The sequence below is a fragment of the Tamlana crocina genome, from assembly GCA_040429635.1.
Classification (GTDB): Bacteria; Bacteroidota; Bacteroidia; order Flavobacteriales; family Flavobacteriaceae; genus Flavisericum; species Flavisericum crocinum.
Map to the genome: position 1 here is coordinate 1,631,479 of CP158972.1, position 25,204 is coordinate 1,656,682.

Below are 25,204 nucleotides of genomic sequence, written 5' to 3' on the forward strand. Positions count from 1 at the left end.
TTAGTCACTTACGTCTGCTTAATAGCAGTATTTGTTTTCTTTTATAACTTTATCGGCGATAATGTGTCTTAGTTCGATAATGTTAGGCATGTTTACATATTTAATGTAGCGTTTAAGCCCCATGAGCATCATACGTTGTTCATCGCCTTTGGAAAATGAAATAATGGAATGTTTTCCTGCAGTTTCTATCACATCGATAGCATGGAATAGGTTGAGTTTAGCCATAGCTATTTGTTCCTTTATGTTCTCTTCGCCTTCTTTTTTGGCCATCTTTTCAGCTCTTAAAATCGCAGATTCGGCTAAGTAAATTTGAATCAGAATATCGGATGCAGCTAGCATCAACTGTTGTTGCTTTTCAATTTCTTCGCCGTATTTTTTTAGTGCTGCACCGGCAACCATTAAAAATAGTTTTTTAAGGTTTTTTACAATGCTTTTTTCTTCTGAAAATAATTCTGAAAAATCTTGAGGTTCAAATGAAGGGATACCCACCAATTCTTCGGCAACCTCCTGTGCTGGGGTTAGTAAATCAACGTGACCTTTCATGGCTTTTTTAATCAGCATACCTATGGAAAGCATACGGTTAATTTCGTTGGTGCCTTCATAGATTCGCGAAATACGTGCATCGCGCCAAGCGGATTCAATAGGTGTTTCTTCCGAAAAGCCCATTCCACCAAAAATCTGGATGCCTTCATCGGTACAACGCTGAATAAATTCTGAAACGGCTACTTTAAGAATAGAGCATTCAATGGCATATTCTTCAACACCTTTAAGTTCAGCTTCTTGGTGGGTGTCTTTACCGTTATTTTTTCTGATGGTAATGCGGTCCTCAATGTTTTTTGAGGCACGATAGGTTGCGGCCTCTCCAACCCAGCAATTGGTGGCCATTTCGGCAATTTTTTGTCTGATGGCTCCGAAGCTGGAAATAGGCACTTTAAACTGAATACGCTCGTTGGCATATTTAACCGATTCTGTAATGGTACGCCTTTGGGCATCCAAACAGGCAGCAGCTAATTTTATACGCCCCACATTAAGGGCATTCATGGCAATTTTAAAACCGTTGCCACGGGTAGAAAGCATGTTTTCAACAGGTACAACGGTGTCGTTAAAAAACACTTGTCTGGTGGAAGAGGCCCGGATGCCTAATTTATGTTCTTCTTCGCCCATGGTAATACCGTTAGGGTTTTCGGGGTCGTATTCTACAATAAATCCGGTGATGTTTTTATCGTCTTCAATACGTGCAAAAACAATCATTAAGCTACAAAAACCGGCATTGGAAATCCACATTTTCTGCCCCGTAATTTTATAATGTGTGCCATCTTCAGAAAGTACCGCTTTGGTCTTCCCGGAATTGGCATCACTACCGGCACTGGGTTCGGTTAAGCAGTAGGCGCCAAACCATTCGCCAGTGGCCAATTTTGGGACATATTTTTGTTTTTGCTCCTCGTTTCCGTAAAGCGTGATGGGCATTGTGCCGATTCCGGTGTGGGCACCAAAGGCCGTGCTGAATGATCCCGTAGCTCCCGAAATAAAATCGCAAACCAAAACGGTATCAACAAACCCCATGCCCATACCACCGTACTCTTCGGGCACGGCAATACTTAAAAAACCAAGTTCCCCAGCTTTTTGCATGCAGGATTCGGTCAAGGCGTAATCTTTCTTTTCAAACTGGGCTTTTTTTGCCCAAACTTCGCGGTCAACAAATTCGGTTACCGCTTCCTTCATCATTAATTGGTCCTCGTTGAAATCTTCGGGTGTGAAGATGTCCTCGCAGTTGGTTTCCTTAACCAAAAACTGTCCGCCACGTAAAATATCTTTTTCCATTCGTTTGTAGTTGTCTTTTTAGTTTAAAAATTCAAAAATCCCACAGGCGCCTTGTCCGGTTCCTACGCACATGGTTACGGCACCATATTTGTTTTTCATATTGCGTTTGCGCATTTCGTCAAATAATTGCACAGAAAGTTTAGCGCCCGTGCAGCCTAAAGGATGACCTAGAGCAATGGCTCCTCCGTTTACGTTTACAATATCGGGGTTGAGGTTTAGCTCCCGAATTACGGCAATAGATTGCGAAGCAAAGGCTTCGTTGAGTTCGATTAACTCTAAATCGTCTTGTTTTAACCCTGCCAATTTTAAGGCTTTTGGAATGGCCTTTACAGGACCAATGCCCATTATTCGAGGTTCAACTCCGGCGGCGGCATAATTTACCAATCGTGCAATAGGTTCTAAGTTGAGTTCCTTTACCATGTCTTCACTCATTAGCATTACGAATGCTGCACCGTCACTCATTTGTGATGAATTGCCCGCAGTTACGCTTCCACCTTGCGCGAAAACGGGTCTCAGTTTAGCCAAAACTTCTAAACTCGTATCTTTTCGAGGACCTTCATCCTTGGTAACAGTATATGATTTCGTAGCTTTTTTTCCGTTGGAATCGATATAAGTTTCTTCGACTTCAATGGGAACAATTTGATCTTGAAAACGGTCTTCGGCTTGAGCTTTTATCGCTTTTTGATGCGAATTGAAAGCGAATTCATCCTGATCTTCGCGAGATACTTTAAACTGATTGGCAACAGCTTCGGCCGTATTTCCCATGCCCCAATAATAGTCGGGGTGACCAGCTTTAACGGTGTCGTAGTTCAATTCGGGTTTAAACCCGGTCATGGGTACAGCGCTCATGCTTTCGGCACCACCGGCGATGATGCAATCGGCCATTCCAGACTGGATTTTTGCCGCAGCAATGCCAATCGTTTCAATTCCCGAAGCACAAAATCGATTGATAGTTACACCAGGCACTTCCACGCTATTCAAACCAATGAGCGAAATGAATCGGGCCATGTTAAGTCCTTGAGAACCTTCGGGCATGGCGTTGCCGACAATAACATCGTCAATTCGTGTTTTATCGAAATCTGGCAACTGTTTCATCATATACTGAATGGTCTCAGCCGCCAATTCGTCTGTACGTTTAAATCGGAACACGCCCTTTGGGGCTTTTCCAACGGCGGTTCGGTATGCTTTAACTATATATGCTTGTTTCATAAATTCTGAATTAAGATTTTAGTAAAAAGTATTAAGACTTTTGGATTGATTTTTGAAGGGAATAGTTCATTTTAGTAACTTCAATTACCTTATTGATTATTGGTCGAACATTATTTTCGGTGATAAGGTTTAACCTTTTCGAAAGATATAATTGAGTTAATAGTTCAAATGAAGAACCGTTTGCAATGCCTAGAAACTGTTTAAATTCACCATTTGTATTTCTTCCTGCACCTTCAGCAATATTCGAAGGAATTGAAATTGCACTTCTCCTTAATTGAGAAGTAAGTCCATATTTTTCTTCAACAGGAAAATTTTCTGTTGCTTTATAGCAACTTTCCGTAATATCCATTGCTTTTTGCCATATTTTCAAATCTTCAAATCTGTGCATAGTTTTATTGTTCTTAATACTGAATACTGCTTACTTAATACTTAATGCGTTAATTGCGCAATGGTTTTCCAGTTTTGAGCATATGCTGTATGCGTTCTAAAGTTTTACGTTCGGTACACAAACTCAAAAAAGCTTCGCGTTCTAGATCTAGTAAATATTGTTCGCTTACCAAAGTGGGTTCAGATAAATCGCCACCAGCCATAACGTAGGCCAATTTATTGGCAATTTTTTGATCGTGCTCACTAATGTAATGAGCAGCTTCCATAGAATCTGTGCCTACTAAAAACATGCCTAGGGCCTGTTTTCCCAAAACTTTTACATCGGTTCGTTTTACGGGTTTGGTGTAGCCCGCCTCGGCCATTAATCTGGCATGAGCTTTCGCTGTGGCTATTTGTCGGTCTTTGTTGACTACCACAATATCTTTTCCTTTTTGAAGCACTCCCAAATCGAAGGCTTCGTAGGCTGAAGTCGATACCTTTGCCATACCAATGGTTAGGAAATATTCCTGAAGAACATTCAATTCCACATCGCCTTTTCTGAAGGTATCTGAGGCACGAAGGGCCATTTCTTTTGATCCTCCGCCACCAGGAATTACTCCAACGCCAAATTCTACCAAGCCCATATAAGTTTCGGCTGCAGCCACTACTTTATCGGCATGCATGGAAAGTTCGCAAGCACCTCCGAGCGACATGCCGTGAGGCGCGGAAACTGTTGGGATGGCCGAATAGCGCATACGCATCATGGTGTCCTGAAAATATTTAATGGCGCCGTTAAGCTCATCGTATTCCTGTTCTACAGCCATCATAAAAATCATACCGATGTTGGCACCTACAGAAAAGTTGGCACCTTGATTGCCAATAACCAATCCCTCGAAATCTTTTTCGGCAATATCGACTGCTTTGTTCAATCCGGCCAACACATCGCCGCCAATGGTATTCATTTTACTTTGGAATTCACAGTTGAGAATACCATCGCCCAAATCTTCAATAACCACATCGGCATTTTTGAATACTTCTTTTGATTTTCTGATGTTATCCAAAATAATGAAGGCGTCCTGTCCGGGAACTTTTTCCTGTGATTGCGATGGGATATCGTAAAAATAAGTAGCGCCCTCTTTTACAGTGTAGAATGAGTTATTTCCAGAGGAAAGCATTTCGTTAACCCAATCGGCGGGTTGAAGGTTTTCAGCTTTTATGAGTTCGATACCTTTTTCAACACCAATGGCGTCCCAGATTTGGAAAGGGCCATGTTCCCAACCAAAACCTGCTTTCATGGCGTCGTCAATTTTATAAAGCTCATCTGAAATCTCGGGAATTCTGTGCGACACATAAGCGAATAACGCAGCGAACGTTTTTCGGTAAAACTCGCCTGCTTTGTCTTTTCCTGAAACTAAAATTTCAAAACGATCAATGACTTTATCAACCGATTTGGTAAGTTCTAAAGTCGCGAATTTTGCTTTTTTTGAAGCTCGATACTCCATGGAATCAAGGTCGAGCGACAAAATTTCACTTTTACCGTCGTCACCTTTCATTTTTTTGTAAAAGCCTTGTCCGGTTTTACTGCCGTACCATTTGTTTTCCATCATGGTATTGATGAAATCGGGTAGTTTGAACAGTTCCAAACGTTCGTCATCTTTGCAGTTTTCGGCAATACCATTGGCAACGTGCACTAAAGTATCGAGCCCAACAACATCGACAGTACGAAAGGTGGCCGATTTTGGCCTGCCAATAACGGGGCCGGTAAGTTTATCGACCTCTTCAACGGTTAGTCCCATATGTTTCACGGTGTGAAACAAGCTCATGATGCTAAAAATACCAATGCGATTCCCGATAAAAGCCGGTGTGTCTTTGGCTACCACTGATGTTTTTCCTAAAAACTGTTCGCCGTAACCATTTAAAAACTCTAAAACAGCCGGGTCTGTTTTTGGTCCTGGGATAATTTCAAACAGTTTTAAATAGCGCGCCGGATTAAAAAAATGGGTTCCACAAAAATGTTTTTGAAAATCTTCGGTACGCCCCTCGCTCATAAATTTGATGGGAATACCAGAGGTGTTGCTGGTAATTAGCGTTCCGGGTGTTCTATGTTTTTCGAGTTTTTCGAAAACCTGTTTTTTTATGTCTAGCCGTTCAACAACTACTTCCATAATCCAATCTACATGCGCCACTTTTGCGATATCGTCCTCTAAGTTTCCCGTAGTTATCCTAGAAGCGAATTTTTCATGATAAATAGGGGAGGGTTTCGATTTTAAGGCGGTTGCCAAAGCATCGTTAACCAACCGGTTTCGTACCACTTTGTCTTCGAGTGTGAGACCCTTTGCCTTTTCCTTTTCGTTTAGTTCTCTGGGAATAATGTCTAATAAAAGTACATCTACACCAATGTTGGCGAAATGGCAGGCAATACCGCTGCCCATAATTCCTGAACCGATAATGGCTATTTTATTTATCCGTCTTTTACTCATTTTGAATGACTAATCGTTTTGGTTGTATATTTTTTTATTACAAACCATTTCGTTGATGACCTCGGCCACCTCATAAAAATGGTTGATTTTTTCTTCGGAAATATTAGCGCGTATTACATCGTTAAATGTTAGTACTTTTTCTCTGGATTGCGCCCTTTTTTCACGACCAAATTCGGTAAGGGTAATGATAACGCCGCGGCCGTCGTCCGGGTTGGGGTGTCGCTCAATCAATCCTCTCTTTTCCATGGTTTTTAAAATTCTGGATAAGCTGGTGGCCTCCATTCCCATTTTTGGCCCCAAAGCTGTTGAGGGCGTCCCTTTTTCGGGGTCTATACTCAATAATGTAAAGCCAGTAGCCATCGTGCTTTCAAATTTTGCAGCTTCTTCATTGTACATTTTTTGAACACTTAGCCAAGTGGTTCGCAACACATAGTCGATGGTTTTGTCTTTCATCTATTAATTTAATTATCACTTTTGGGTTGCAGCTTTTGCTGTTTTGGTTTAAGTTTGTTATAGCCCAAATATAAAAAAAAATATTATGCATGCATAATATTTTAGCTAAATCTTGTGATTTTTAAACGGGATAAATAGAATCATTTAAGACCGATAGATCTTTTCGATAAGTTTATCGTACTTCTGCTTAATGATATCCCGTTTCATTTTCATAGTTGGGGTGAGGTGCCCGCCTTCAATAGACCAGATTTCGGGGGTCAATTCAAACTTTTTTATTTGCTCCCACTTACCGAATTTTGTATTGCATTGATCGATTTCTTGCTGAATTCTTTCTTGCACCACACTGGAATTAGAAATTTCAGCTTCAGATTTTCCAATTTCGAGGCCCTTTTGTTGAATCCATTCTTGTATAAATTCAAAATTAGGCTGAATTAATGCGGCTGGCATTTTTTCGCCTTCGCCAATAACCATAATTTGTTCAATAAAACGCGATTGTTTTAGGTCGTTTTCAAGTAGGGTAGGAATGATGTATTTTCCGCCTGAGGTTTTAAACATTTCTTTTTTTCGTCCTGTAATTTTCAGAAAGCCATCGGCATCAATTTCGCCTTTGTCACCGGTGTGGAAATAGTCATTCGTCATCACGCTGGCGGTTTTTTCAGCGTCTTTGTAATAGCCCATCATCACGTTGGGACCTTTTACTAAAATCTCTCCGTCTTCGGCGATTTTTACTTCTACGCCATCAATCACTTTTCCAACGTGCCCAATTTTCCAGTTTCCGTTTCTTTTATCGCTGGCCGATACGCCTGGCGAAGTTTCGGTTAATCCATAGCATTCCATAATAGGCATATTTGCAGCACCAAATATTTTGCCCAAACGGGGTTGGAGTGCGGCACTACCAGAGGCTAAAAAAACAATGTTTCCGCCTAAAGCCGCTTGCCATTTGCTAAAAATGAGTTTTCTGGCAATGCTCAATTTTAATTCGTACCAAAAACCGTTTGCTTTGTAAGGTTTGTAGTTGGCGCCAACTTCAACAGCCCAAAAAAACAATTGTTTCTTTATGCCTTTTAATTCTGTGCCTTTGGCCATAATTTTATCGTACACCTTTTCAATTAACCTCGGAACCACGGTCATGGTATGTGGCTTAATCTCTTTGGCATTGTCGCCAATTTTATCGATGGCTTCAGCAAAATAAGTTTCAATGCTTACATATTGATATAGATAGGTGAACACGCGCTCAAAAATATGGCATATGGGCAAGAAGCTCAATGCACGGTCGCCATAGCCTAACGGAAATCTTTTTCGGGCGGCGAGTACATTAGATACTATATTATTGTGCGATAGCATAACCCCTTTTGGTTTTCCTGTGGTGCCCGAAGTATAGATTATGGTGGCCAATTCATCAGGTTTTACATTGGCTTTTCTGTCTTCCACTTCATTTTGATTGCTGGGGTCTTTACCGAGTTCAAATAATTCGGAATAATGTGGGCAATCTTTAATAGTGTCAAAAGAATAAACGGCCTTCAGCTGTGTTCTTGATTTAACTTGATTGATTTTCTCAAGCACCTCTTCATCTGAAACAAAACAATAAATGGACTCGCTATGGTTTAATATATATTCGTAATCCTCAGCGCTTATTGTTGGGTAAATAGGGATGTTTTGCGCACCCACTTGAAGTACGCCAATATCCACAATGTTCCATTCGGTTCGGTTGGTAGATGAAATTACGGCAATTTTATCGTTTTTATTTATGCCCAGTTTTAACAATGCCCGACTTATGGCATTGGCCTTGTCTATATATTCTTGGGTTGAGGTTTTTACCCATTTGCCAGTGTATTTTGTAACCAAAGCGGCCTCTAAAGGGTGGTTTTCTAATTGGTGGTAAGGAAAATCAAAAAGTCTGGTGATGTCTTTCATGCAAGTTTAGCTAGAGTGATAATGCAAATTATGAAATTAAATGAATTAATCAAACATGGGGTTATTCAGAAATTTTTTAATGTAGGTCTATATTTTGGATTTTGATGGTGGGTTTTTGCAAAAAAAACCACTAAAATATTAAGAATTTTATAAAATATTTCAGCTTGTGTTGGATTTGTCAATGTTTTGTGTTTTAAAAATGTTAAATATTTGAATATTCTTTAAATCGAAATTCGTTTTTCAAACGTTTTCGTAAAAATTTGAAGGTCGAATTTGTTTTTGATATGGTTTAGCTGATAAATGTCATCTTTATTTAGCGTGTTGGGGTTTAATTTTATACCACGTTAACCACGAAAGGTTACAATATAAATAAAAGTAAAGATGGAAGTAAAGCAATTTAAACCTGGAACTTGGACAAACAAAATCGACGTAAGGGATTTTGTTGTTAACAATGTAACGCCTTACCACGGGGATTACCAATTTTTGGTTGGCCCCAGTGCAAAAACCCAAAAATTATGGGATATATGTAAAGAAGCCACGAAACTTGAAAGGAAGAATAACGGTGTACTTGCTTTAGACACCGATGTAATTTCTACAATTAGTGCTTTTGATGCCGGTTATATCGATAAAGAAAACGAAGTTATTGTTGGTTTGCAGACCGATCAATTGCTTAAACGAACCATGAAACCATTTGGTGGGTTTAAGGTGGTTCAAAAAGCACTGTCTGAGCAAGGCGTAAAACCCAACGACAACCTTACCGAGTTGTTTTCAAAATATGTGAAAACGCATAACGACGGCGTGTTTTCGGCTTATAATGCAGAAATTAAAAAGTTCCGGTCTTTGGGCTTTTTAACAGGGCTGCCCGATAATTATGCAAGAGGGAGAATTATTGGAGACTACCGTCGTGTAGCGCTTTATGGTATTGACTTTTTAATTGCCTCCAAAAAAGAAGATTTGTCCAAAATTAATGGCCCAATGACCGATGCGGTTATCCGTTTGCGCGAAGAAGTTTCAGATCAAATTAAGGCACTTAAGGAAATGATTGAGCTTGGTGCCAAATATAATTTGAATTTAAGGCGCCCAGCCGAAAACGCCAAAGAAGCCGTGCAATGGACCTATATGGCTTATTTGGCAGCGGTAAAGGAACAGGATGGAGCGGCCATGTCTTTAGGAAATGTATCTACCTTCCTTGATATATTTATTGAAAACGATTTGGAAGATGGGTTGATAACAGAAAACGAAGCCCAAGAGTACATCGATCAATTTGTAATGAAACTGCGTATGGTACGCCATTTAAGAATGGCTGCCTACGATGAGATTTTTGCCGGCGATCCCACTTGGGTTACTGAAGCCATTGGTGGTATGTTTGAAGATGGAAGAACGAAAGTTACCAAAACTTCTTTCCGTTTCTTGAATACACTTTACAATTTAGGGCCTTCACCAGAGCCGAATATGACGGTGCTTTGGTCTAAAGATTTGCCAGAAAACTTTAAAAATTACTGTGCAAAAGTAGCTATCGATACGTCATCCATCCAATTTGAAAATGATGAATTGATGCGTACCATTCGGGGTAACGACGATTATGGTATTGCTTGCTGTGTATCTTACCAATCCCTTGGTAAATCCATTCAATTTTTTGGAGCGCGAACCAATTTGGCGAAAACCTTATTGCTAGCCATTAATGGTGGCCGGTGCGAAATTACAGGAACCCAAATGGTTGAAGGTATTGAGCCTTGCTATTGCGAATATTTAGACTTCGATAAGGTCATGGCCAACTTTAAAATAGCCATGAAAGAAGTAGCGCGGGTCTATAATGATTCTATGAATATTATCCACTACATGCACGACAAGTACTATTACGAAAAAGCCCAAATGGCATTGATTGATACCAACCCAAGTATTAATATAGCTTATGGTATTGCTGGTTTGTCAATTGTTGCCGATTCGTTATCAGCTATAAAATATGCCAAAGTAAAACCTATAAGAAATGAAGAAGGATTAACGGTCGATTTTAAAATTGAAGGTGAGTTTCCATGTTATGGCAATGATGACGACCGAGTGGATGTTTTGGCAGCAAATGCAGTGTCCGATTTTAATAACGAACTTAAAAAGTTGCCGGTATATAAAAATGCTTATCCAACACTATCTGTGCTCACCATCACCTCAAACGTTGTGTACGGTAAAAAAACAGGAGCCACACCAGATGGCAGGGAAAAAGGCGTTCCGTTTGCGCCTGGAGCCAATCCTATGCATGGAAGAGATTCGCACGGAGCGATTGCTTCTTTAAACTCAGTCGCAAAAATCAATTATGAAGATTCGCAAGATGGTATTTCCAATACCTTTTCTATTGTGCCCAAATCTTTAGGAGCCAATAGTGGGGAGAGAATAGAGAATATGGTAGATATTTTAGATGGTTACTTTTCCAGAAAAGCCCAGCACGTTAATGTTAATGTGTTGAATAAGGAAACCTTGCTCGATGCCATGGAGCGTCCCGAGCAATATCCGCAGTTAACCATTCGTGTGTCTGGCTATGCCGTAAACTTTGTGAGGCTTACCAGAGAACAGCAAATGGAAGTTATAACAAGATCGTTTCACGAATCCATCTAGTTTATATTTAGTGTTTTTCATGTGTCTGAAAAACAAATTGTGGTGATTTGTTTTTCAGGCGCATTTTTTAAAGTTGAACATTATCAAATCAAAAGAAAACATATTAAGAATTCACTCGATAGAGTCCTTTGGCACGCACGATGGTCCGGGAATAAGAATGGTGGTGTTTATGCAAGGTTGCAATCTAAAATGCCTGTACTGCCACAATCCCGATACCATCGATAAATGCGGAGGAAAAGAAATGCATATTGATGAATTGGTGCAAAAGGCTATCAATTTGAAATCTTATTTCGGTAAAAGAGGCGGGGTAACAGTATCTGGTGGTGAGCCGCTGCTGCAATCCAAAGCGCTGCTGACTTTTTTTAAACGCTTAAAGGCGGAAGGTATCCATACCAATATCGATACCAATGGCAGGATTTTAAACCATTTTACTGAAGATTTATTGGATAATTACGCCGATTTGGTGATGCTCGATATTAAACACGTTACAGAGCAGGGCTATGAATTTTTGGTAGGGCAGAAAAACAAAGAAACCAGTTTTGAGTTTGCCAAGTACAGAGAAGCTTCAGGAAAAAAAATGTGGTTGCGCTACGTGCTCATTCCTGGGATAACCAATAAACCCGAGTTGCTTCATCAGTTGGGCGACCGCTTTAAAGACTATAAAACCATTGAAAAGATTGAGATTCAGCCTTACCATAAATTGGGCATCCATAAATGGGAAACCCTTGGATGGAATTACGAATTAAAAGATGCCAGAGAGAACACAAAAGAGGAAATTGATGCTGCGGCAGAAATCTTAAAAAACTATTTCAGGGAAGTGAAAGTAAATTAAGTCCGTTTTTACTTCTGCAACCAAAAAATGAGTACATGAAAACCTATAAAGAACTTCATAAGCCGGCTTCAGCCTTCAAAAATAGAGCAGATTATTTAAACCACGAATTGCAAATCATGAAACCCAAAAGGTTCAGATTGAATCTGCCTGGAAGAGATTTTAGGTTTGAATGGGAAGATTTGGTTCCAGCACTTGCTGGTACACTAGGTATTATAGCCATGTATTCTTCAGTAATGATGGCCTGGGCCAATGGACTAAGCGAAGCTTGGGATAACATTACTCTGGGTAAAGAATTTGCCATTGAAGTGTCTCGTGTAGAAATGATTATACCGGCTATTTTATTTGTGGTTTTGGCATCGGGCTTTCTTAATCCCCGAGCTAATTTAGCTGGCAACCATGGCCCTATGATTCCGCTTATTGCAAGTATTGCGTTAGCAGGGGCACATCCTTTGGCATTAGCAATCCTTATTGGTCTATTGGGGCTTTTGCTTAGTGTGTTTAAAGGAGGGTCTCGTTTGGTTAATTTAACGAGTAAAGGTGTAGCCGGCGGGTTGCTCATTTTTTTAGGGTTTACTGGTGCGTTTGGTCAAATAACGGCAGTACAAACTTGGGGAATGGGTTTGGAGTCTCCGGAAGTTGCTTTGGGGTCAATGGGATTTTTGGGACTAATAATTTTGGGCGTTACGGTGGTAGTGTATAGTTTTTTAGCAAGAATTGATAAACGTTGGTTGGCTATTCCAGCATGTGCCATAACAGCTTTGGGTATAGCTTTGCTGGGTGGAGCTGGTTTCGACCTTCAGTTTACAACCGAAATGGGCTTGCCTAATTTAAACCCGGTACATTGGTGGGGTAGCACAGAAGAAGGCTGGATGCTCGGTTTGCCAAATACACAGCATTTTATAGCGTCTTTACCTTTTGCGATTTTGGCGGTTGCCATGTGGTCTCCAGATTTTTTGGGGCATCGTATTTTTCAGGAAATGAATTATCCAAAACATACAGATAAGGTTTTAATGGATGTAGATGATACCATGACCATGTGTTCACTGCGGCAAATGGTGGGCACGGCCGTTGGCGGTGGGAACATTACATCTTCGTGGGGTACCTACATGATTCCGGCCGCGATAGCCAAAAGACCTATTCCTGGAGGTGCCATTCTTTTAGGATTGATGGTTTTGGCGGTAGCTGTTTTGGGAAGTCCTATGGATGTTGCTGTTTGGCCACCTGTTAGATGCATAGCTCTTCTTGTGGGCGTGTTTTTGCCCATGATTGAAGCGGGCATTCAAATGGTGAAAAAAAGCGCATGTGCACAAGCTGCAGGTATTTGTGTTTTTACAGCTATGGTAACCAATCCCGTGTTGGCGTGGGCATTGGCCATGTTTTTAGATAATAACGGATTGATTGGAGATAAAGAAAGGGCCGCTAAGCTTTCTGTAGTGGATAAGTTGGTGATACCTTTAAGTATTTTACTAATATGTATTTCGGCAATATTAACTGTTGGAATGTTTAGAGGAAGCTATGGCATACAAGCATTTTTGTAACACTATTAAGTATTTTATTTGAGTTTTTCATTAAACTGTTTTAGTTTCAACTTGCCCCATTTGAGATAATCTTTTGGGGTTTCTTAATTTTGGTCAGTTGGTTTTATGTCAACTTCAAACAGGTGGTCGAAAATATCGAAGATTTTTTTGGACTCTCTTTTCCTTACGGAAATAATAATTTCGCAATCCAGCTCCATGGTTTGGTCAACGATTTTAAGTTGGTGTTCTTTAATAACCCGCATTACGGTGTTCATATTTTTATAACCGAATGAAATGGCATATTGAATATTGATGGTTTTGGTCACCATTTTTGAAGCTTCCAAAGCCATTTGTGCTGCTGATCTGTAAGCATTGATTAATCCGCCAACCCCTAATTTTACGCCGCCAAAATACCGCACCACAATAATTAATACGTTGGTGACGTCAAACGATTGTATTTGTCCGTAAATGGGCATCCCCGCGGAATTACTCGGTTCGCCGTCGTCGTTGGCACGATAGGAAATGGTTTCGGTGCCCAGTTGGTAAGCATAGCACCAATGACGTGCCGAATGATGTTCTTTTTTTACAGTCTCCAAATGGGTTTTTACGGCGTCTTCGTTTAAAACGGGAAAGGCATACCCGAAAAATTTGCTGTTTTTGTCTTTAAACAAAACAGGGGCGGGTGCGGTTTTTATGGTTTTATACGTGTCGTTTTCTTCCAAATTAAAACAAATGCTTTTTGGTTTCGAATAGGGTGGTAACGTCGTCGGTTTTTGGGGTGATGTGCCAGGTGTTAAACCCCAATTTATTGGCATTTTCAATGTTACTTTGGTTATCGTCAATAAACAAGCATTGGTTGGGCTCAAGTTGATTTTCACTTAAAACAAACTCAAAAATATTGGGGTTGGGTTTCACAAGATTAATTTCGTGCGACAGGTAAAACGCATCAAAGCAATCTTTGAATTCATTAAAAAAAGAAACGTTTTCTTTTATCCAACTGATGTGCAAATCGTTGGTGTTGCTCAATAAAATAAGTTGAAATTGGCCGTCTTCTTTAAGTTTTTTGATGAAATCGAGCCGATGCTTCGGAAAATCTTTAAGCATAAAATTCCAAATATATTTCAATTCCTCATTCGAGAATTTTGGAAAATTTTCTTGGTAAGACGCCAGAAATTCTTCGGTACTCATCAAACCTTGTTCGTAAAGGCTGTTGAAAGCCAAAATGTCTTCCGAAAGGTTTTCCATTCCGAATTTTTCCAAAGCCAATTGTTGTGCCCCTTCAATGTCTAAATTGATAAAAACGTTCCCGAAATCGAAAACAAGTGCTTTAATCATTATGGTATATTTTTAAGGTATCGTTTAATATGTTTTCCTCTGAAATTAGTGTGCCCGAAAAAAATGGCGTTTTTGTACCATCGCCAAAAGTGTTGTTTCCTGTGAATACACGGGCTTCGTCCCAAATATTTTCGTCAATAAACATTTGCAGGGTTTTGGTTCCACCTTCAATAATTACAGAATTGATATTGGCTTTAAAAAGAGCTTCGCAAATAGATTTAGCGGAAGTTTCTTTTAGCAAAATGGTTTCAGCTTCTTCGTTAAAAACGCTCAGTTTTTTAGGGAGACACTCCGTTTTATCCAAAACTATTCGAATAGGATTTTGCCCCGTCCAATCCCGAACTGTTAAACTGGGGTTATCCTGTAAAACCGTATTAGCACCAACTAAAATAGCCTGTTCTTCGGTGCGCCATTTGTGCACCAATTGGCGCGAAAACGTATTGGTAATCCAAACTGGTTTTTGCTCATTTTTGGTTTTTGGGGCAATAAAACCGTCGCTGGTTTCGGCCCATTTTAAAATAACATACGGACGTTTTTTATTATGAAAGGTGAAAAAACGTTTGTGGTGTTTTTTGCATGCTTTTTCCAAAACGCCAACGGTAACGTGGCATCCGGCTTGTTTCAGCTTGGCAATGCCTTTTCCCACCACTTGCTCGTTGTCGTCAATACAGCCAATAACCACATTCGGGATTTGGTGCTTGATGATTAAGTCGCTGCACGGCGGGGTTTTTCCGTAGTGCGAACAAGGTTCCAAAGTCACGTAAATGGTGGCTTCTTTCAGTAAATCTTTGTTTTTTACCGAATTAATGGCGTTTACTTCGGCGTGGCTGCCACCGTATGCACTGGTAAATCCTTCGCCAATAATGCTGTTGTTGTGCACAATAACGCTGCCTACCATGGGGTTGGGGCGGGTGCTGCCCAGCCCATTCTTTCCAATTTCAATGCAGCGCTTTATGTAGGTTTCGTGTATGTGGCGCATCAATATTTTATTTTTACGTTTTCAGTAAAATCAACGGAATAGGTATGCGAAAATCCAAAAACCTTATATTTTATGTCGCCTTTGTACTGTACTTTTACCTGCTTGCTGAACAGGCTGCCAATCAATCCGCCTAGATTTTTATTGCTGAAAATACTATCGGTAGGCACGTGGGTTTTCAAAGGAATACTGAATTCTTTTTTAGCGGGGACTTCAAAACTCTCGGTAGAAAGGGTGGCCATTTCATTGTTGTTTACAAAAACCTTTATTTCGTCGGTTTGCAGTTCACCACCAATATCATTTGGGTTTAAAAATTGGGCCTTTGCTGTAAAGGTTATAAATTTAGGCGTTGACTCAATGATTTCAATGTGTTCAATACCAATAAATTGTGGTTTTTCGGTAACGGTACAGGCGAGTTGCATAACGCCTATTGTTAATAAGATTATCAGTTTTTTAACGGCCATTTTTTAGGATTTAGTGTATCTTCACTCTTTAAAACGAGTGCAATAACAATGGGTAAAGATACTATAGTTATTCGAGAAATTGAACCTGGAGATAACCAGCAAATCGAGCAGGTTATAAAGGCTTGTTTCCATGAGTTTAAAATACCGTTGGAAGGCACAGCATACACTGACCCTGAAACCTCGAAAATGTATGAGGCTTACCAAAATGAAAACGACGTTTACTATGTAGTTGAAGCCGATGGCGAAGTGTTGGGTGGTGGCGGCATAAAACCTTTAAGGGATTATGAAAAGGGCGTTTGCGAAATCCAGAAAATGTATTTTTCACCCAAAGTTAGGGGCAAAGGTTACGGAAAAATCCTTTTTGAAAAATGTATGGAAGCTGCCAAAAATATGGGATACAAAACCTGTTATTTAGAATCGGCTTCGCAATTAAAAGCCGCCATCCATATTTACGAGAGTTACGGTTTCAAACATTTAAAAAGTGCTTTGGGCAATACGGGGCACTATTCCTGCGGCGTGTGGATGACAAAAACGTTATAATTAAATGAAGTTAAAGGCCATAAAACATAAATTTCAGGAGGAGTTGGGCACGGTGTACCCTGCCGAAGAAATTGATAGTTTCTTCAATATTTTGGCCGAAACCTATTATGGCGTAAAGCGCATTCAGTTGGCCACAAATCCTGATTTAACCCTTAACGATTCCGAAGACATTTTATATGCTTTGGCTGAGTTGAAAAACGAAAAACCCATTCAATACATTATTGGCGAAACCGAATTTTATGGTTTGAATTTTAAGGTGAACGATGGCGTGCTCATTCCGCGGCCAGAAACTGAAGAGTTGGTAGAATGGGCATTAAAAAAAGCCAAACCCAACACGGCAATTAATATTTTGGATGTGGGCACGGGTAGCGGTTGTATAGCTATTTCATTGGCTAAGCATTTGCCAAAAGCAAAAGTTTTTGCAATCGATGTTAGTCTGGAAGCTCTCAGTATCGCTAAAAAAAATGCCCAATTGAACGGTGTGAATATTTATTTTGAGGAGGCCGATATTTTAACTCTGAAAAGATCAAGTGAAGAAATAGCATTCGATATTATTGTTTCCAATCCGCCCTATGTTCGCGAAAAGGAAAAACAATATATGAAGCCGAACGTTTTGGACAACGAACCGCATTTGGCCCTTTTTGTAAAAGACGAAGACCCATTGCTGTTTTACAAAGCGATAACCGGTTTTGCCATAAATAATTTAAAAGAAAAAGGATTGTTGTTTTTTGAAATCAATGAATTTTTGGGAAATGCCATGATTGATTTACTGCGAAACAAGAATTTTGAAAACATAGAATTGAAACAGGATATCTTTAAAAAAGATAGAATGATTAAAGCCGAAAAAACCAATGGATGACATAAAACAGCGCATTGAAGCATTAAGGAATGAACTGCGGGAGCATAATTACAACTATTATGTGTTAGACCATGCCACGATTTCAGATTTTGAATTCGATATAAAATTGAAGGAGCTTCAAACCTTGGAAGAACAATATCCTGAGTTTTTCGATGCCAATTCGCCCACCCAACGTGTTGGTGGTGAGGTTACTAAAAATTTTGAAACCATTGCACATGAAAATCGCATGTATTCTTTGGATAATTCCTATTCAAAGGAAGATTTGCAAGATTGGGAAAAGCGCATAAAAAAACTGGTTGATGGCGACATTCAATACGCTTGCGAACTTAAATATGATGGAGCTTCCATCAGTTTAACCTACGAAAATGGGGTGTTGGCAAAAGCCGTGACCCGTGGCGATGGTTTTCAAGGCGATAACGTTACGGCCAACGTAAAAACCATAAAATCGGTGCCTTTGCAATTAAAGGGCGATTTCCCCGAAAAATTTGACATTCGGGGCGAAATTGTTCTGCCGTTTGAGGGCTTCAATAAAATGAATGAAGAGCGAATTAAAAATGGCGAGGAACCCTACAGAAACCCGAGAAATACAGCCTCGGGCAGTTTAAAATTACAGGATAGTGCGGAAGTAGCCAAGCGCCCGTTGGAGTGCTTGCTCTATAATTTAACGGGAACGAATTTGGGCATTACTACCCAGTTTGAAAGTTTGCAAAAAGCCCGGGAATGGGGCTTTAAAGTACCCAGTGAAGCAAAGTTGGCGAATTCTATCGATGAGGTTTTGCAGTTTGTTGAGCATTGGGATTCGCACAGGCACCATTTGCCTTACGAAACAGACGGCGTGGTGATAAAAGTAAACAGTTTACAGCAACAGGATGAGTTGGGCTACACGGCCAAAGCACCACGTTGGGCCATGGCTTATAAATTTAAAGCCGAACAGGTGTCCACGCGATTGAACAGCATCACGTATCAAGTGGGGAGAACTGGAGCTATTACACCGGTCGCCAATTTAGAGCCTGTTGAGTTGGCTGGTACTACAGTAAAACGCGCGTCTTTGCACAATGCCGATCAAATTGAAAAACTGGACATCAGGGTGGGCGATGAAGTTTACGTTGAAAAGGGCGGCGAAATCATTCCTAAAATCTTAGGAGTAGATTTATTGAAGCGCTTGCCCGATTCGAAGCCCACAAAATATATTGAACACTGCCCCGAATGCGGCACGGAATTGGTAAGGCAAGAGGGAGAAGCACAACATTATTGCCCCAATTACAATGGTTGTAAACCACAAATTATAGGCAGGATACAACATTACATTTCCAGAAAAGCCATGGATATTGAAGGTTTGGGTGGCGAAACCGTGGCGCTTTTGGTCAATGCGGGGTTGATTTCAAATTATTCCGATTTGTATGAACTGACCGCAGAACAGATTATTCCTTTGGAGCGGATGGCTGAAAAAAGTGCCAAAAACATCGTAAATGGAATTCAAGAATCGAAAAATATACCTTTTGAGCGTGTTTTGTATGCTCTGGGTATACGTTATGTTGGAGAGACGGTAGCCAAGAAGTTGGCCAAACACTACAAAAGTATCGGTGCCATTGCTGAAGCTACGCAAGACGAATTGGTCAATGTCGATGAAATTGGCATTAAAATTGCTGAAAGTGTGCAGGCGTTCTTTTCTTCTGAAGAAAACATAAAGATTATTGAAAGTCTCAAGCGGTTTGGGGTTAAATTGGAAATTTCGGCCGAGGAGTTGGAAGGAAAAACGAATGTTTTAGAAGGGCAAACTATTGTGGTTTCTGGGGTTTTCGAATCTATTTCCAGGAATGAATTGAAAAAGCTGATTGAAGATAACGGAGGCAAGGTAAGCAGTTCCATTTCCTCAAAAACCAGTTACATTGTTGCTGGAGATAATATGGGGCCGAGCAAAAAAGATAAAGCAAAAGCACTCAATATTGAAACGGTTAGCGAATATGAATTCTTACAAAAAATCGATAAAAATTAAAAATTATCGATAAAAAGAATGTTTTTACGTTTAATAACGAATTATTTATATATATTTGCGTACCAGTTAAAAACGTCTCTCATGTCCAAGTCGAAAGTCTTGATAGGTTTTGTGTTAATGTGCTATATGTTATTTGCTATTTTTGAGTTTAGCGGATATGAGACGGTTGCCTATTATTTATATAGTATTATGGTGCCTTCCATTACTTTGGCGTATTTACTATTAGGTAATAAAAAGAATAGTCTGTTTTCGCTTTTTTTGGTATTTTATTCGTTGTCAGATTTGATGGGACTCCTGATTAGTAGTCTTCCTTATGATGGATCACAAATGTTATATGATTTTGAGTATTACTTCGGTAACTTGTTATACTTGCTTTCGTATTTGTTTCTCATTGTAAATATTAGTAAATCAATTAATATAAAACATGTGGTAAAACATTTTAAAATCCATATTGTGGTACTAACTGCACTCAGTATTTATTTGGTTCATGTTTTGCAAAATATTATTGGCGATGGTTTAGTATATAAAAGCGATTATTACTTCGAGTTGATTTACAATATCACATTGGTGGTATTGCTTCCTATGTCGTTGCTAAATTATTTGTACAGAGATAACAGAAAAGCGCTTTACTTGTTTTTAGGTTCTTTATTTGTTATGTTTTCAGAAGTTATGTTGGTCGCTCATATTTACGTTAAAGAGATGAGCATATTGAATTTTTTATCAGCTACATTCACCTTAATAGCTTTTTATTTCTACTACCAGCAATCAAAGTTCAAAAATGTTGGTAATCAACACAAGCATTTCAGGGTAATTGAAAATTAGTTTTACTTTATGCTTTATCGATGAATGGCATTTTGATTTTGGTGTTTCATCGATAAAATGCATTTTTATTCGATTAACGAATTGTAAGTCATTACATTTGTAGTACCTACTTATGTTTTGATTATGAGAAAACCGAGTCTTACCCATGCCGGCAACCTGTTCTTTGGGTTGTTTTTGTTAATGTTCCTCGCTATTGGCAGCACTTATTTTTCTAGAAATATTATGGTGTTACGCGCAGTTTTGCTTTTGGCGGTTCCATTGCACCTCACGTTCTATTTTTACAAGAAAAAGCGCTTGAGTGTAGCCGTTATTTCTTTTTTATTGTTTGTCTTTTTAGGAAATGCCTTTACGGCGATATTTTACGAAGCCAATTATACGGGGATTTCAAATATATTGTATTTGGTGGCATCAGTAAGTTTAATGATGGTATTGGGGCAAAACTATAAAGCACAATTACAAATAAAAAATAAATTGATTATTGGTTACTTACTGGTCATGTTTACAATAGGTTTGTGCTTTTTATTGGAAATTAGCCATATTTTTAGTGCTCTGGTTACGAATGAGATGGAATTTTATGTTTTTGTGTTTCAGGGTTTAAGCTTATTGGTGTTGGGCTTGCTGTCCTTTGGGTTATTTTTATCCAATGCAAGGTATTCAGCCATTTATTTTTTTGTGGCCATTGTCTGTTTTGGATTTGCGCTGGCAGTTAATTACGTATCGATTTTTTATCTCTACGATTTTGTTTTCGAATTATTGAGCGCCTTATTTTATGTTAGTGGCCTTTATTTCCTTTTTAAATTTCTACTGAAGGAAAACCATGTAAAACCACAAAAATCTATCAAAGACCACAACGTGTCTTATTCTGAAATTGTATTTACTTAAACAATAATAGAAGTTCCATTGGCCGACTTGTTCTTACTGGCGTCAAAATAAAAATCTATTTTTCCAAGGTTGATGCCATAACAGCCCACTTGGTTAACTAACATGTTGTTGCCATCTAAATTTTTAACCACAGTTGGTTTTGAAAGAAAGGTATGCGTGTGTCCTCCAATAATTAGGTCTATGTCTCTTGTGGCTTCGGCTAGTTTCAAATCGCTTATTTTGTTGCCTTTATAGTGATAGCCCAAGTGCGATAAACAGATAATTAAATCGCATTGTTCCTGTGTTTTTAAAATACGTGTCATTTCTTGCGAAGTCTCAACAGGGTCTAGATACTTAGTTTCCTTGAACATAGCAGGGTCAACCAAACCGTCCAGTTCGATCCCAAGACCGAAAACACCAATTTTTATATTTCCCTTTTTAAATACTTTGTAGGGCTTGGTATGGGTGTCCATAATGGTGTTCGAAAAATCGTAATTAGCTGAAATAAACTCAAATTCGGCATGTGGTAATTGGGCGTATAGACCCTCAATACCGTTGTCGAAATCGTGGTTGCCAATAGTGGCGGCATCATACTTTAGTTTGCTCATCAATTTAAACTCCAATTCGCCGCCGTAATAATTAAAATAAGGAGTGCCTTGAAAAATATCGCCCGCATCGAGCAAAAGCGTATTGGGATTTTCCTTTCTAATAGAATCAATTAAACTGGCGCGTCGGGCGACACCGCCTTTGTTGGCATTTCGGCCATCTTCGGGGCCAAAGGCATCGATATGGCTGTGCACGTCGTTAGTGTGAAGAATCGTTATTTTTTCTACGTTTTCTAAAGAAGCAAAAGATTGAAGCCCCAAATTTCCTATGGTAGCCAAAGCAGCTCCGGCAGCGGTGTGTTGAATAAATTTTCTGCGTTTCATTCTTGTTATTTTTGCTGAATAAATCTATTGTCCCGCACTGGGGCAATCGTGTCTTTTCGTTTGAAGTTATCGATTAAGGCGTTTCTAATTTTATAGTTTAAAACATAGACGCTATCGTTGGGTTTAAAAAAGCTCATGTTGTCGCCGCCGTTATAAAGGTAGTCGTTAGTGGCCACATAATACGTGCTGTCTTCAATAATGCCCTTGCTATCTATTTTGGCTTCAGAAACATTGAAACCTTGATCTAAAGTGAGTTCTAATTTCGATATGGGGTGCGCCCTTTTGGCACGACTTAAATAACTTACCAACTCATTGACCTGCGTTCCTTTTAATGCCACTACAACAATGCTGTTTTCAAAAGGCATAAGCTGGAACGCGGTACGTTTGGTAACCTTCCCCTTTGATAAAATGGAGCGGATGCCACCGTGGTTGAGCAGTACCATATCAATATCTTTTTTTGTTCGTTGTTTAAAAATGGGATTGGCTTCTTCGTAAACGGCATCGGCCATAAAATTGCCCAATGCGGTATTGAACTCTCCATCATTTTTGGTGTAGGTATCGGCCGAATAGGCCAAAACACTATCCAAATCCTTTTCAATATTATCACGGTATGGCTTAACAAAAGCTTCAATTTCGGGATTCAACGGAAGTGAATCGATAATGGCTATTTGCTTGCCTTCAATTTTTGAGAGGTGCCGTTTGGAAGGTTTGCACCCACAAAAAATTAAAAAATTTAACAAAATAAATAAAAGTGTAATCCTCATGTGTAAATCAAATAAATGAATGTACTTTTGCTACCTTTGCGGAAAGGATAAAGGTAAATGATTTTAAAGGGTTTTAAGGAAAAATCTAATAAAAAATACTTGAACAAATTGTTATCGGAAAGGCATGTAAATGTTAACGATGGCAAGATTGTAAGTTTAGGAATTATCTTTAATGTAGACGAAGTTGATAGCTTTGAGCAGTTTAGGAAATTGGCCGATTATATTGATGTTAGGTCCAATAGGGTGAAAATTATCGCCTTTTCGGAAAAAGAAAAAGAAAACATAAATACTTGGGATGCCTGTTACAATCCGAAGGATTTTGGTTGGAAGGGCACCGTTAAAAATAGCGAGCTTCAAGAGTTTTTAAATACCGAATTTGATGCACTGGTAAGCTATTATGAAGATGATGTTTTGGAGTTGAAGTTGATAACGGCGCTTTCAAAAGCAAAATTAAAAATTGGTATTTTACAGACCGATGAGCGTTTAAACGATTTAATAATAAAAACCCCTTTAAAGGAATTCAATTCTTTTAAAAAGGAAGTACATAAGTACCTAACCATTTTAAATAAAATATAAGGAATAATGAGTAGTAAGTTTTTAGGAACGGGAGTGGCATTGGTAACACCTTTTAATTCAGATTTGAGTGTGGACCATAGCGCTTTGTTCGATATTGTAAATTTTAATATAGACAATGGCGTGGAGTACCTTGTGGTATGTGGTACCACGGCCGAAACGGCAACCCTTACTAAAGAAGAGAAAAAAGCAGTTTTACAAACCGTTATAAAAGCAAGCAGCGGGCGCGTTCCCATTGTTTTGGGTATTGGCGGTAACAATACTGCGGCGGTAATCGAAGAAATACAATCCACCGATTTTAGTGGTGTCGATGCCATATTATCGGTTACACCATATTATACAAAGCCAACCCAAGAAGGCATTTACCAGCATTTTAAAGCGATTTCTGAAGCTTCACCAATCGATATTATTTTGTACAATGTACCTGGTAGAACAGCTAAAAACATGGAAGCACAAACCACGTTAAGATTGGCCAATGATTTTAAAAACATTGTTGGCGTAAAAGAAGCCGGCAACAGCATTTCGCAATACTACGAATTGATTAAAAACAAACCGGAAGATTTCTTGATCATTTCGGGCGATGACGATTTAGCACTGGGTGTCGTTTTGGCAGGTGGAGCGGGTGTGATTTCAGTCATCGGGCAAGGGTTTCCAAAGGAATTTTCAGAAATGATCCGCTTAGGGTTAAAAGGCGAAGCCAAGGAAGCATTCAAGTTACACTTCAAATTAATTGATGTTATTGGTTATATTTTCGAAGAAAATAATCCAGCCGGAATTAAAGGTGTTTTTGAAGCTTTAGGACTTTGTAAAGACGCCGTTAGGTTACCATTGGTGCCAGCTTCAAACGGGTTGAAAGCCAAAATTGCCGACTTTGTAAAGCAGTTTTAAAAGCTGTTTCATAATTAAAAGAGCATATTTCAAAAAAGGAAACACAGTTGTTAAATATTACTTAAACCTTCCTTTTACAGCCTTTAAGCCATTATTTTAGCGAAGAAATAATATTTTTAAAATCCATAATAATAGCTTAATTTTGCAAGCTGTAATAAAAATAAATGAATAGATTTTTTTACATACTCATGCTAGCTGCCGTTTTAACAGGGTGTAGCGAATACCAAAAGGCCTTAAAGTCTGAAGATATTGCTACCAAGTTTAAAATGGGGGAAGAGCTTTATAACGAAGGCCATTACTCTAAGGCTAATCGCTTATTTGCCCAAATAGTCCCAAACTACAGAGGGAAACCGCAAGCCGAAAAATTGATGTACCTATACGCCAATTCATTTTACAAAATGAAGGACTATTACGTTTCGGGTTATCAATTTGAGCGTTTTGCGACCAGTTACCCCAATAGTGAAAAATTGGAAGAAGCCTCGTTTTTAAGTGCCAAAAGTTATTACATGCTTTCTCCGGTGTATTCGAAAGATCAAACCGAAACCAAAGATGCTATTGAAAAACTTCAGGATTTCATCAACGTGTTTCCAGATTCCGAATATGTTTCCGAAGCCAGTAAATTGGTTCATGAGTTGGATTATAAATTAGAAAAAAAGGCATTCGAAATTGCCAAACAATATAATACCATTTCAGATTATCCGGCCTCCGTAAAGTCGTTCAGCAATTTTATTTTTGAATTTCCTGGGTCGAGATTACGCGAAGAGGCTTTGTTTTACAGACTGGATTCAGCCTATAAATTAGCGATGAACAGTGTGGAAATGAAGCGTACTATTCAAGACGGTATCGTGATGCTGAAAAAAAACAGATTGGAAGAAGCCAAAGAATTTTCGGAGGCATTTAAGGAAACTTACAGTACTTCCAAGCATATTGAAGAAGTGAACAAAATGCAGGCAGAGATTGCCGAAGAATTAAAGAGTTACAGCGCAAAAAGTTAAATA

23 protein-coding genes are annotated in these 25,204 nt (G+C 39.1%); 11 read left to right on the forward strand and 12 right to left on the reverse strand.

The features are described from left to right. Positions 1-18: 18 nt before the first annotated feature. The 6 genes from ABI125_07380 to ABI125_07405 all read right to left on the reverse strand — a co-directional run bounded on the left by ABI125_07380 (position 19) and on the right by ABI125_07405 (position 8,243). Positions 19-1,821: an acyl-CoA dehydrogenase family protein gene (locus ABI125_07380; protein XCF07675.1), complete on the reverse strand. Its 1,803-nt coding sequence runs from the start codon at positions 1,819-1,821 to the stop codon at positions 19-21. 18 nt (positions 1,822-1,839) lie between these two features. Beyond that, a complete protein-coding gene (locus tag ABI125_07385) occupies positions 1,840-3,030 on the reverse strand; it encodes an acetyl-CoA C-acyltransferase (protein ID XCF07676.1) in 1,191 nt (396 codons plus the stop codon). 31 nt (positions 3,031-3,061) lie between these two features. Continuing rightward, positions 3,062-3,418: a four helix bundle protein gene (locus ABI125_07390; protein XCF07677.1), complete on the reverse strand. Its 357-nt coding sequence runs from the start codon at positions 3,416-3,418 to the stop codon at positions 3,062-3,064. Positions 3,419-3,467: 49 nt separating this feature from the next. Then, positions 3,468-5,876: a 3-hydroxyacyl-CoA dehydrogenase/enoyl-CoA hydratase family protein gene (locus tag ABI125_07395; protein ID XCF07678.1), complete on the reverse strand. Its 2,409-nt coding sequence runs from the start codon at positions 5,874-5,876 to the stop codon at positions 3,468-3,470. A gap of 9 nt (positions 5,877-5,885) precedes the next feature. Next, a complete protein-coding gene (locus ABI125_07400) occupies positions 5,886-6,329 on the reverse strand; it encodes a MarR family transcriptional regulator (protein ID XCF07679.1) in 444 nt (147 codons plus the stop codon). Positions 6,330-6,473: 144 nt separating this feature from the next. Further along, positions 6,474-8,243: a long-chain fatty acid--CoA ligase gene (locus tag ABI125_07405; GenBank protein ID XCF07680.1), complete on the reverse strand. Its 1,770-nt coding sequence runs from the start codon at positions 8,241-8,243 to the stop codon at positions 6,474-6,476. Between the two features lie 381 nt (positions 8,244-8,624). On the opposite strand from ABI125_07405, the gene pflB reads away from it, so the two are divergent. The 3 genes from pflB to ABI125_07420 all read left to right on the forward strand — a co-directional run bounded on the left by pflB (position 8,625) and on the right by ABI125_07420 (position 13,220). Beyond that, on the forward strand, positions 8,625-10,850 hold the full coding sequence (gene pflB, locus ABI125_07410) for a formate C-acetyltransferase (GenBank protein ID XCF07681.1): 2,226 nt from the start codon (positions 8,625-8,627) through the stop codon (positions 10,848-10,850). Positions 10,851-10,923: 73 nt separating this feature from the next. Continuing rightward, positions 10,924-11,682, forward strand: coding sequence for a pyruvate formate-lyase-activating protein (gene pflA / locus ABI125_07415; GenBank protein XCF07682.1), 759 nt, complete (start codon positions 10,924-10,926; stop codon positions 11,680-11,682). 35 nt (positions 11,683-11,717) lie between these two features. Further along, positions 11,718-13,220: a DUF3360 family protein gene (locus ABI125_07420; GenBank protein XCF07683.1), complete on the forward strand. Its 1,503-nt coding sequence runs from the start codon at positions 11,718-11,720 to the stop codon at positions 13,218-13,220. Between the two features lie 83 nt (positions 13,221-13,303). On the opposite strand, the gene ABI125_07425 is transcribed toward ABI125_07420, so the two are convergent. Genes ABI125_07425 through ABI125_07440 form a run of 4 tightly spaced genes read right to left on the reverse strand, consistent with a single transcriptional unit; the run spans position 13,304 to position 15,974 of the window. After that, entirely contained in the window at positions 13,304-13,921 is a 618-nt protein-coding gene (locus tag ABI125_07425) for a YigZ family protein (GenBank protein XCF07684.1), read from the reverse strand. A 1-nt stretch (position 13,922) separates the two neighbouring features. Then, positions 13,923-14,534, reverse strand: coding sequence for an HAD family phosphatase (locus tag ABI125_07430; GenBank protein ID XCF07685.1), 612 nt, complete (start codon positions 14,532-14,534; stop codon positions 13,923-13,925). After that, the gene (gene ribD / locus ABI125_07435; GenBank protein ID XCF07686.1) at positions 14,527-15,513 is read right to left on the reverse strand and encodes a bifunctional diaminohydroxyphosphoribosylaminopyrimidine deaminase/5-amino-6-(5-phosphoribosylamino)uracil reductase RibD; all 987 of its coding nucleotides are present in this window, start codon (positions 15,511-15,513) and stop codon (positions 14,527-14,529) included. The genes ABI125_07430 and ribD overlap by 8 nt, the downstream gene beginning before the upstream one ends. Continuing rightward, complete coding sequence (locus tag ABI125_07440; GenBank protein XCF07687.1) at positions 15,513-15,974, reverse strand: LEA type 2 family protein; 462 nt, start codon at positions 15,972-15,974, stop codon at positions 15,513-15,515. Before ABI125_07440 ends, ribD begins: the two co-directional genes overlap by 1 nt. A gap of 48 nt (positions 15,975-16,022) precedes the next feature. Here ABI125_07440 and ABI125_07445 point away from each other — a divergent pair, with 48 nt between their 5' ends. The 5 genes from ABI125_07445 (at position 16,023) to ABI125_07465 (ending at position 21,073) form a co-directional block, all read left to right on the forward strand. Further along, positions 16,023-16,514, forward strand: a complete 492-nt coding sequence (locus tag ABI125_07445) for a GNAT family N-acetyltransferase (GenBank protein XCF07688.1) — start codon at positions 16,023-16,025, stop codon at positions 16,512-16,514. Between the two features lie 4 nt (positions 16,515-16,518). Continuing rightward, complete coding sequence (prmC, locus tag ABI125_07450) at positions 16,519-17,373, forward strand: peptide chain release factor N(5)-glutamine methyltransferase (protein ID XCF07689.1); 855 nt, start codon at positions 16,519-16,521, stop codon at positions 17,371-17,373. Continuing rightward, entirely contained in the window at positions 17,366-19,369 is a 2,004-nt protein-coding gene (ligA, locus tag ABI125_07455; protein ID XCF07690.1) for an NAD-dependent DNA ligase LigA, read from the forward strand. Before prmC ends, ligA begins: the two co-directional genes overlap by 8 nt. Positions 19,370-19,450: 81 nt before the next feature. Continuing rightward, positions 19,451-20,191 (forward strand): hypothetical protein, encoded by a 741-nt coding sequence (locus tag ABI125_07460; protein ID XCF07691.1) that lies wholly within the window; start codon positions 19,451-19,453, stop codon positions 20,189-20,191. A 123-nt stretch (positions 20,192-20,314) separates the two neighbouring features. After that, the gene (locus ABI125_07465) at positions 20,315-21,073 is read left to right on the forward strand and encodes a hypothetical protein (GenBank protein XCF07692.1); all 759 of its coding nucleotides are present in this window, start codon (positions 20,315-20,317) and stop codon (positions 21,071-21,073) included. Here the strand turns inward: ABI125_07465 and ABI125_07470 are convergent. Beyond that, a complete protein-coding gene (locus ABI125_07470; protein ID XCF07693.1) occupies positions 21,070-21,981 on the reverse strand; it encodes a metallophosphatase in 912 nt (303 codons plus the stop codon). The two genes, ABI125_07465 and ABI125_07470, sit on opposite strands and share 4 nt — an antisense overlap. A 5-nt stretch (positions 21,982-21,986) precedes the next feature. Next, a complete protein-coding gene (locus tag ABI125_07475; GenBank protein ID XCF07694.1) occupies positions 21,987-22,745 on the reverse strand; it encodes a 5'-nucleotidase C-terminal domain-containing protein in 759 nt (252 codons plus the stop codon). Between the two features lie 99 nt (positions 22,746-22,844). On the opposite strand from ABI125_07475, the gene ABI125_07480 reads away from it, so the two are divergent. The 3 genes from ABI125_07480 to bamD all read left to right on the forward strand — a co-directional run bounded on the left by ABI125_07480 (position 22,845) and on the right by bamD (position 25,201). Next, positions 22,845-23,321, forward strand: a complete 477-nt coding sequence (locus tag ABI125_07480; protein XCF07695.1) for a hypothetical protein — start codon at positions 22,845-22,847, stop codon at positions 23,319-23,321. Between the two features lie 6 nt (positions 23,322-23,327). Continuing rightward, the gene (gene dapA / locus ABI125_07485) at positions 23,328-24,206 is read left to right on the forward strand and encodes a 4-hydroxy-tetrahydrodipicolinate synthase (GenBank protein XCF07696.1); all 879 of its coding nucleotides are present in this window, start codon (positions 23,328-23,330) and stop codon (positions 24,204-24,206) included. 164 nt (positions 24,207-24,370) lie between these two features. Beyond that, a complete protein-coding gene (gene bamD, locus ABI125_07490) occupies positions 24,371-25,201 on the forward strand; it encodes an outer membrane protein assembly factor BamD (GenBank protein ID XCF07697.1) in 831 nt (276 codons plus the stop codon). The last annotated feature ends 3 nt before the right edge of the window (positions 25,202-25,204 follow it).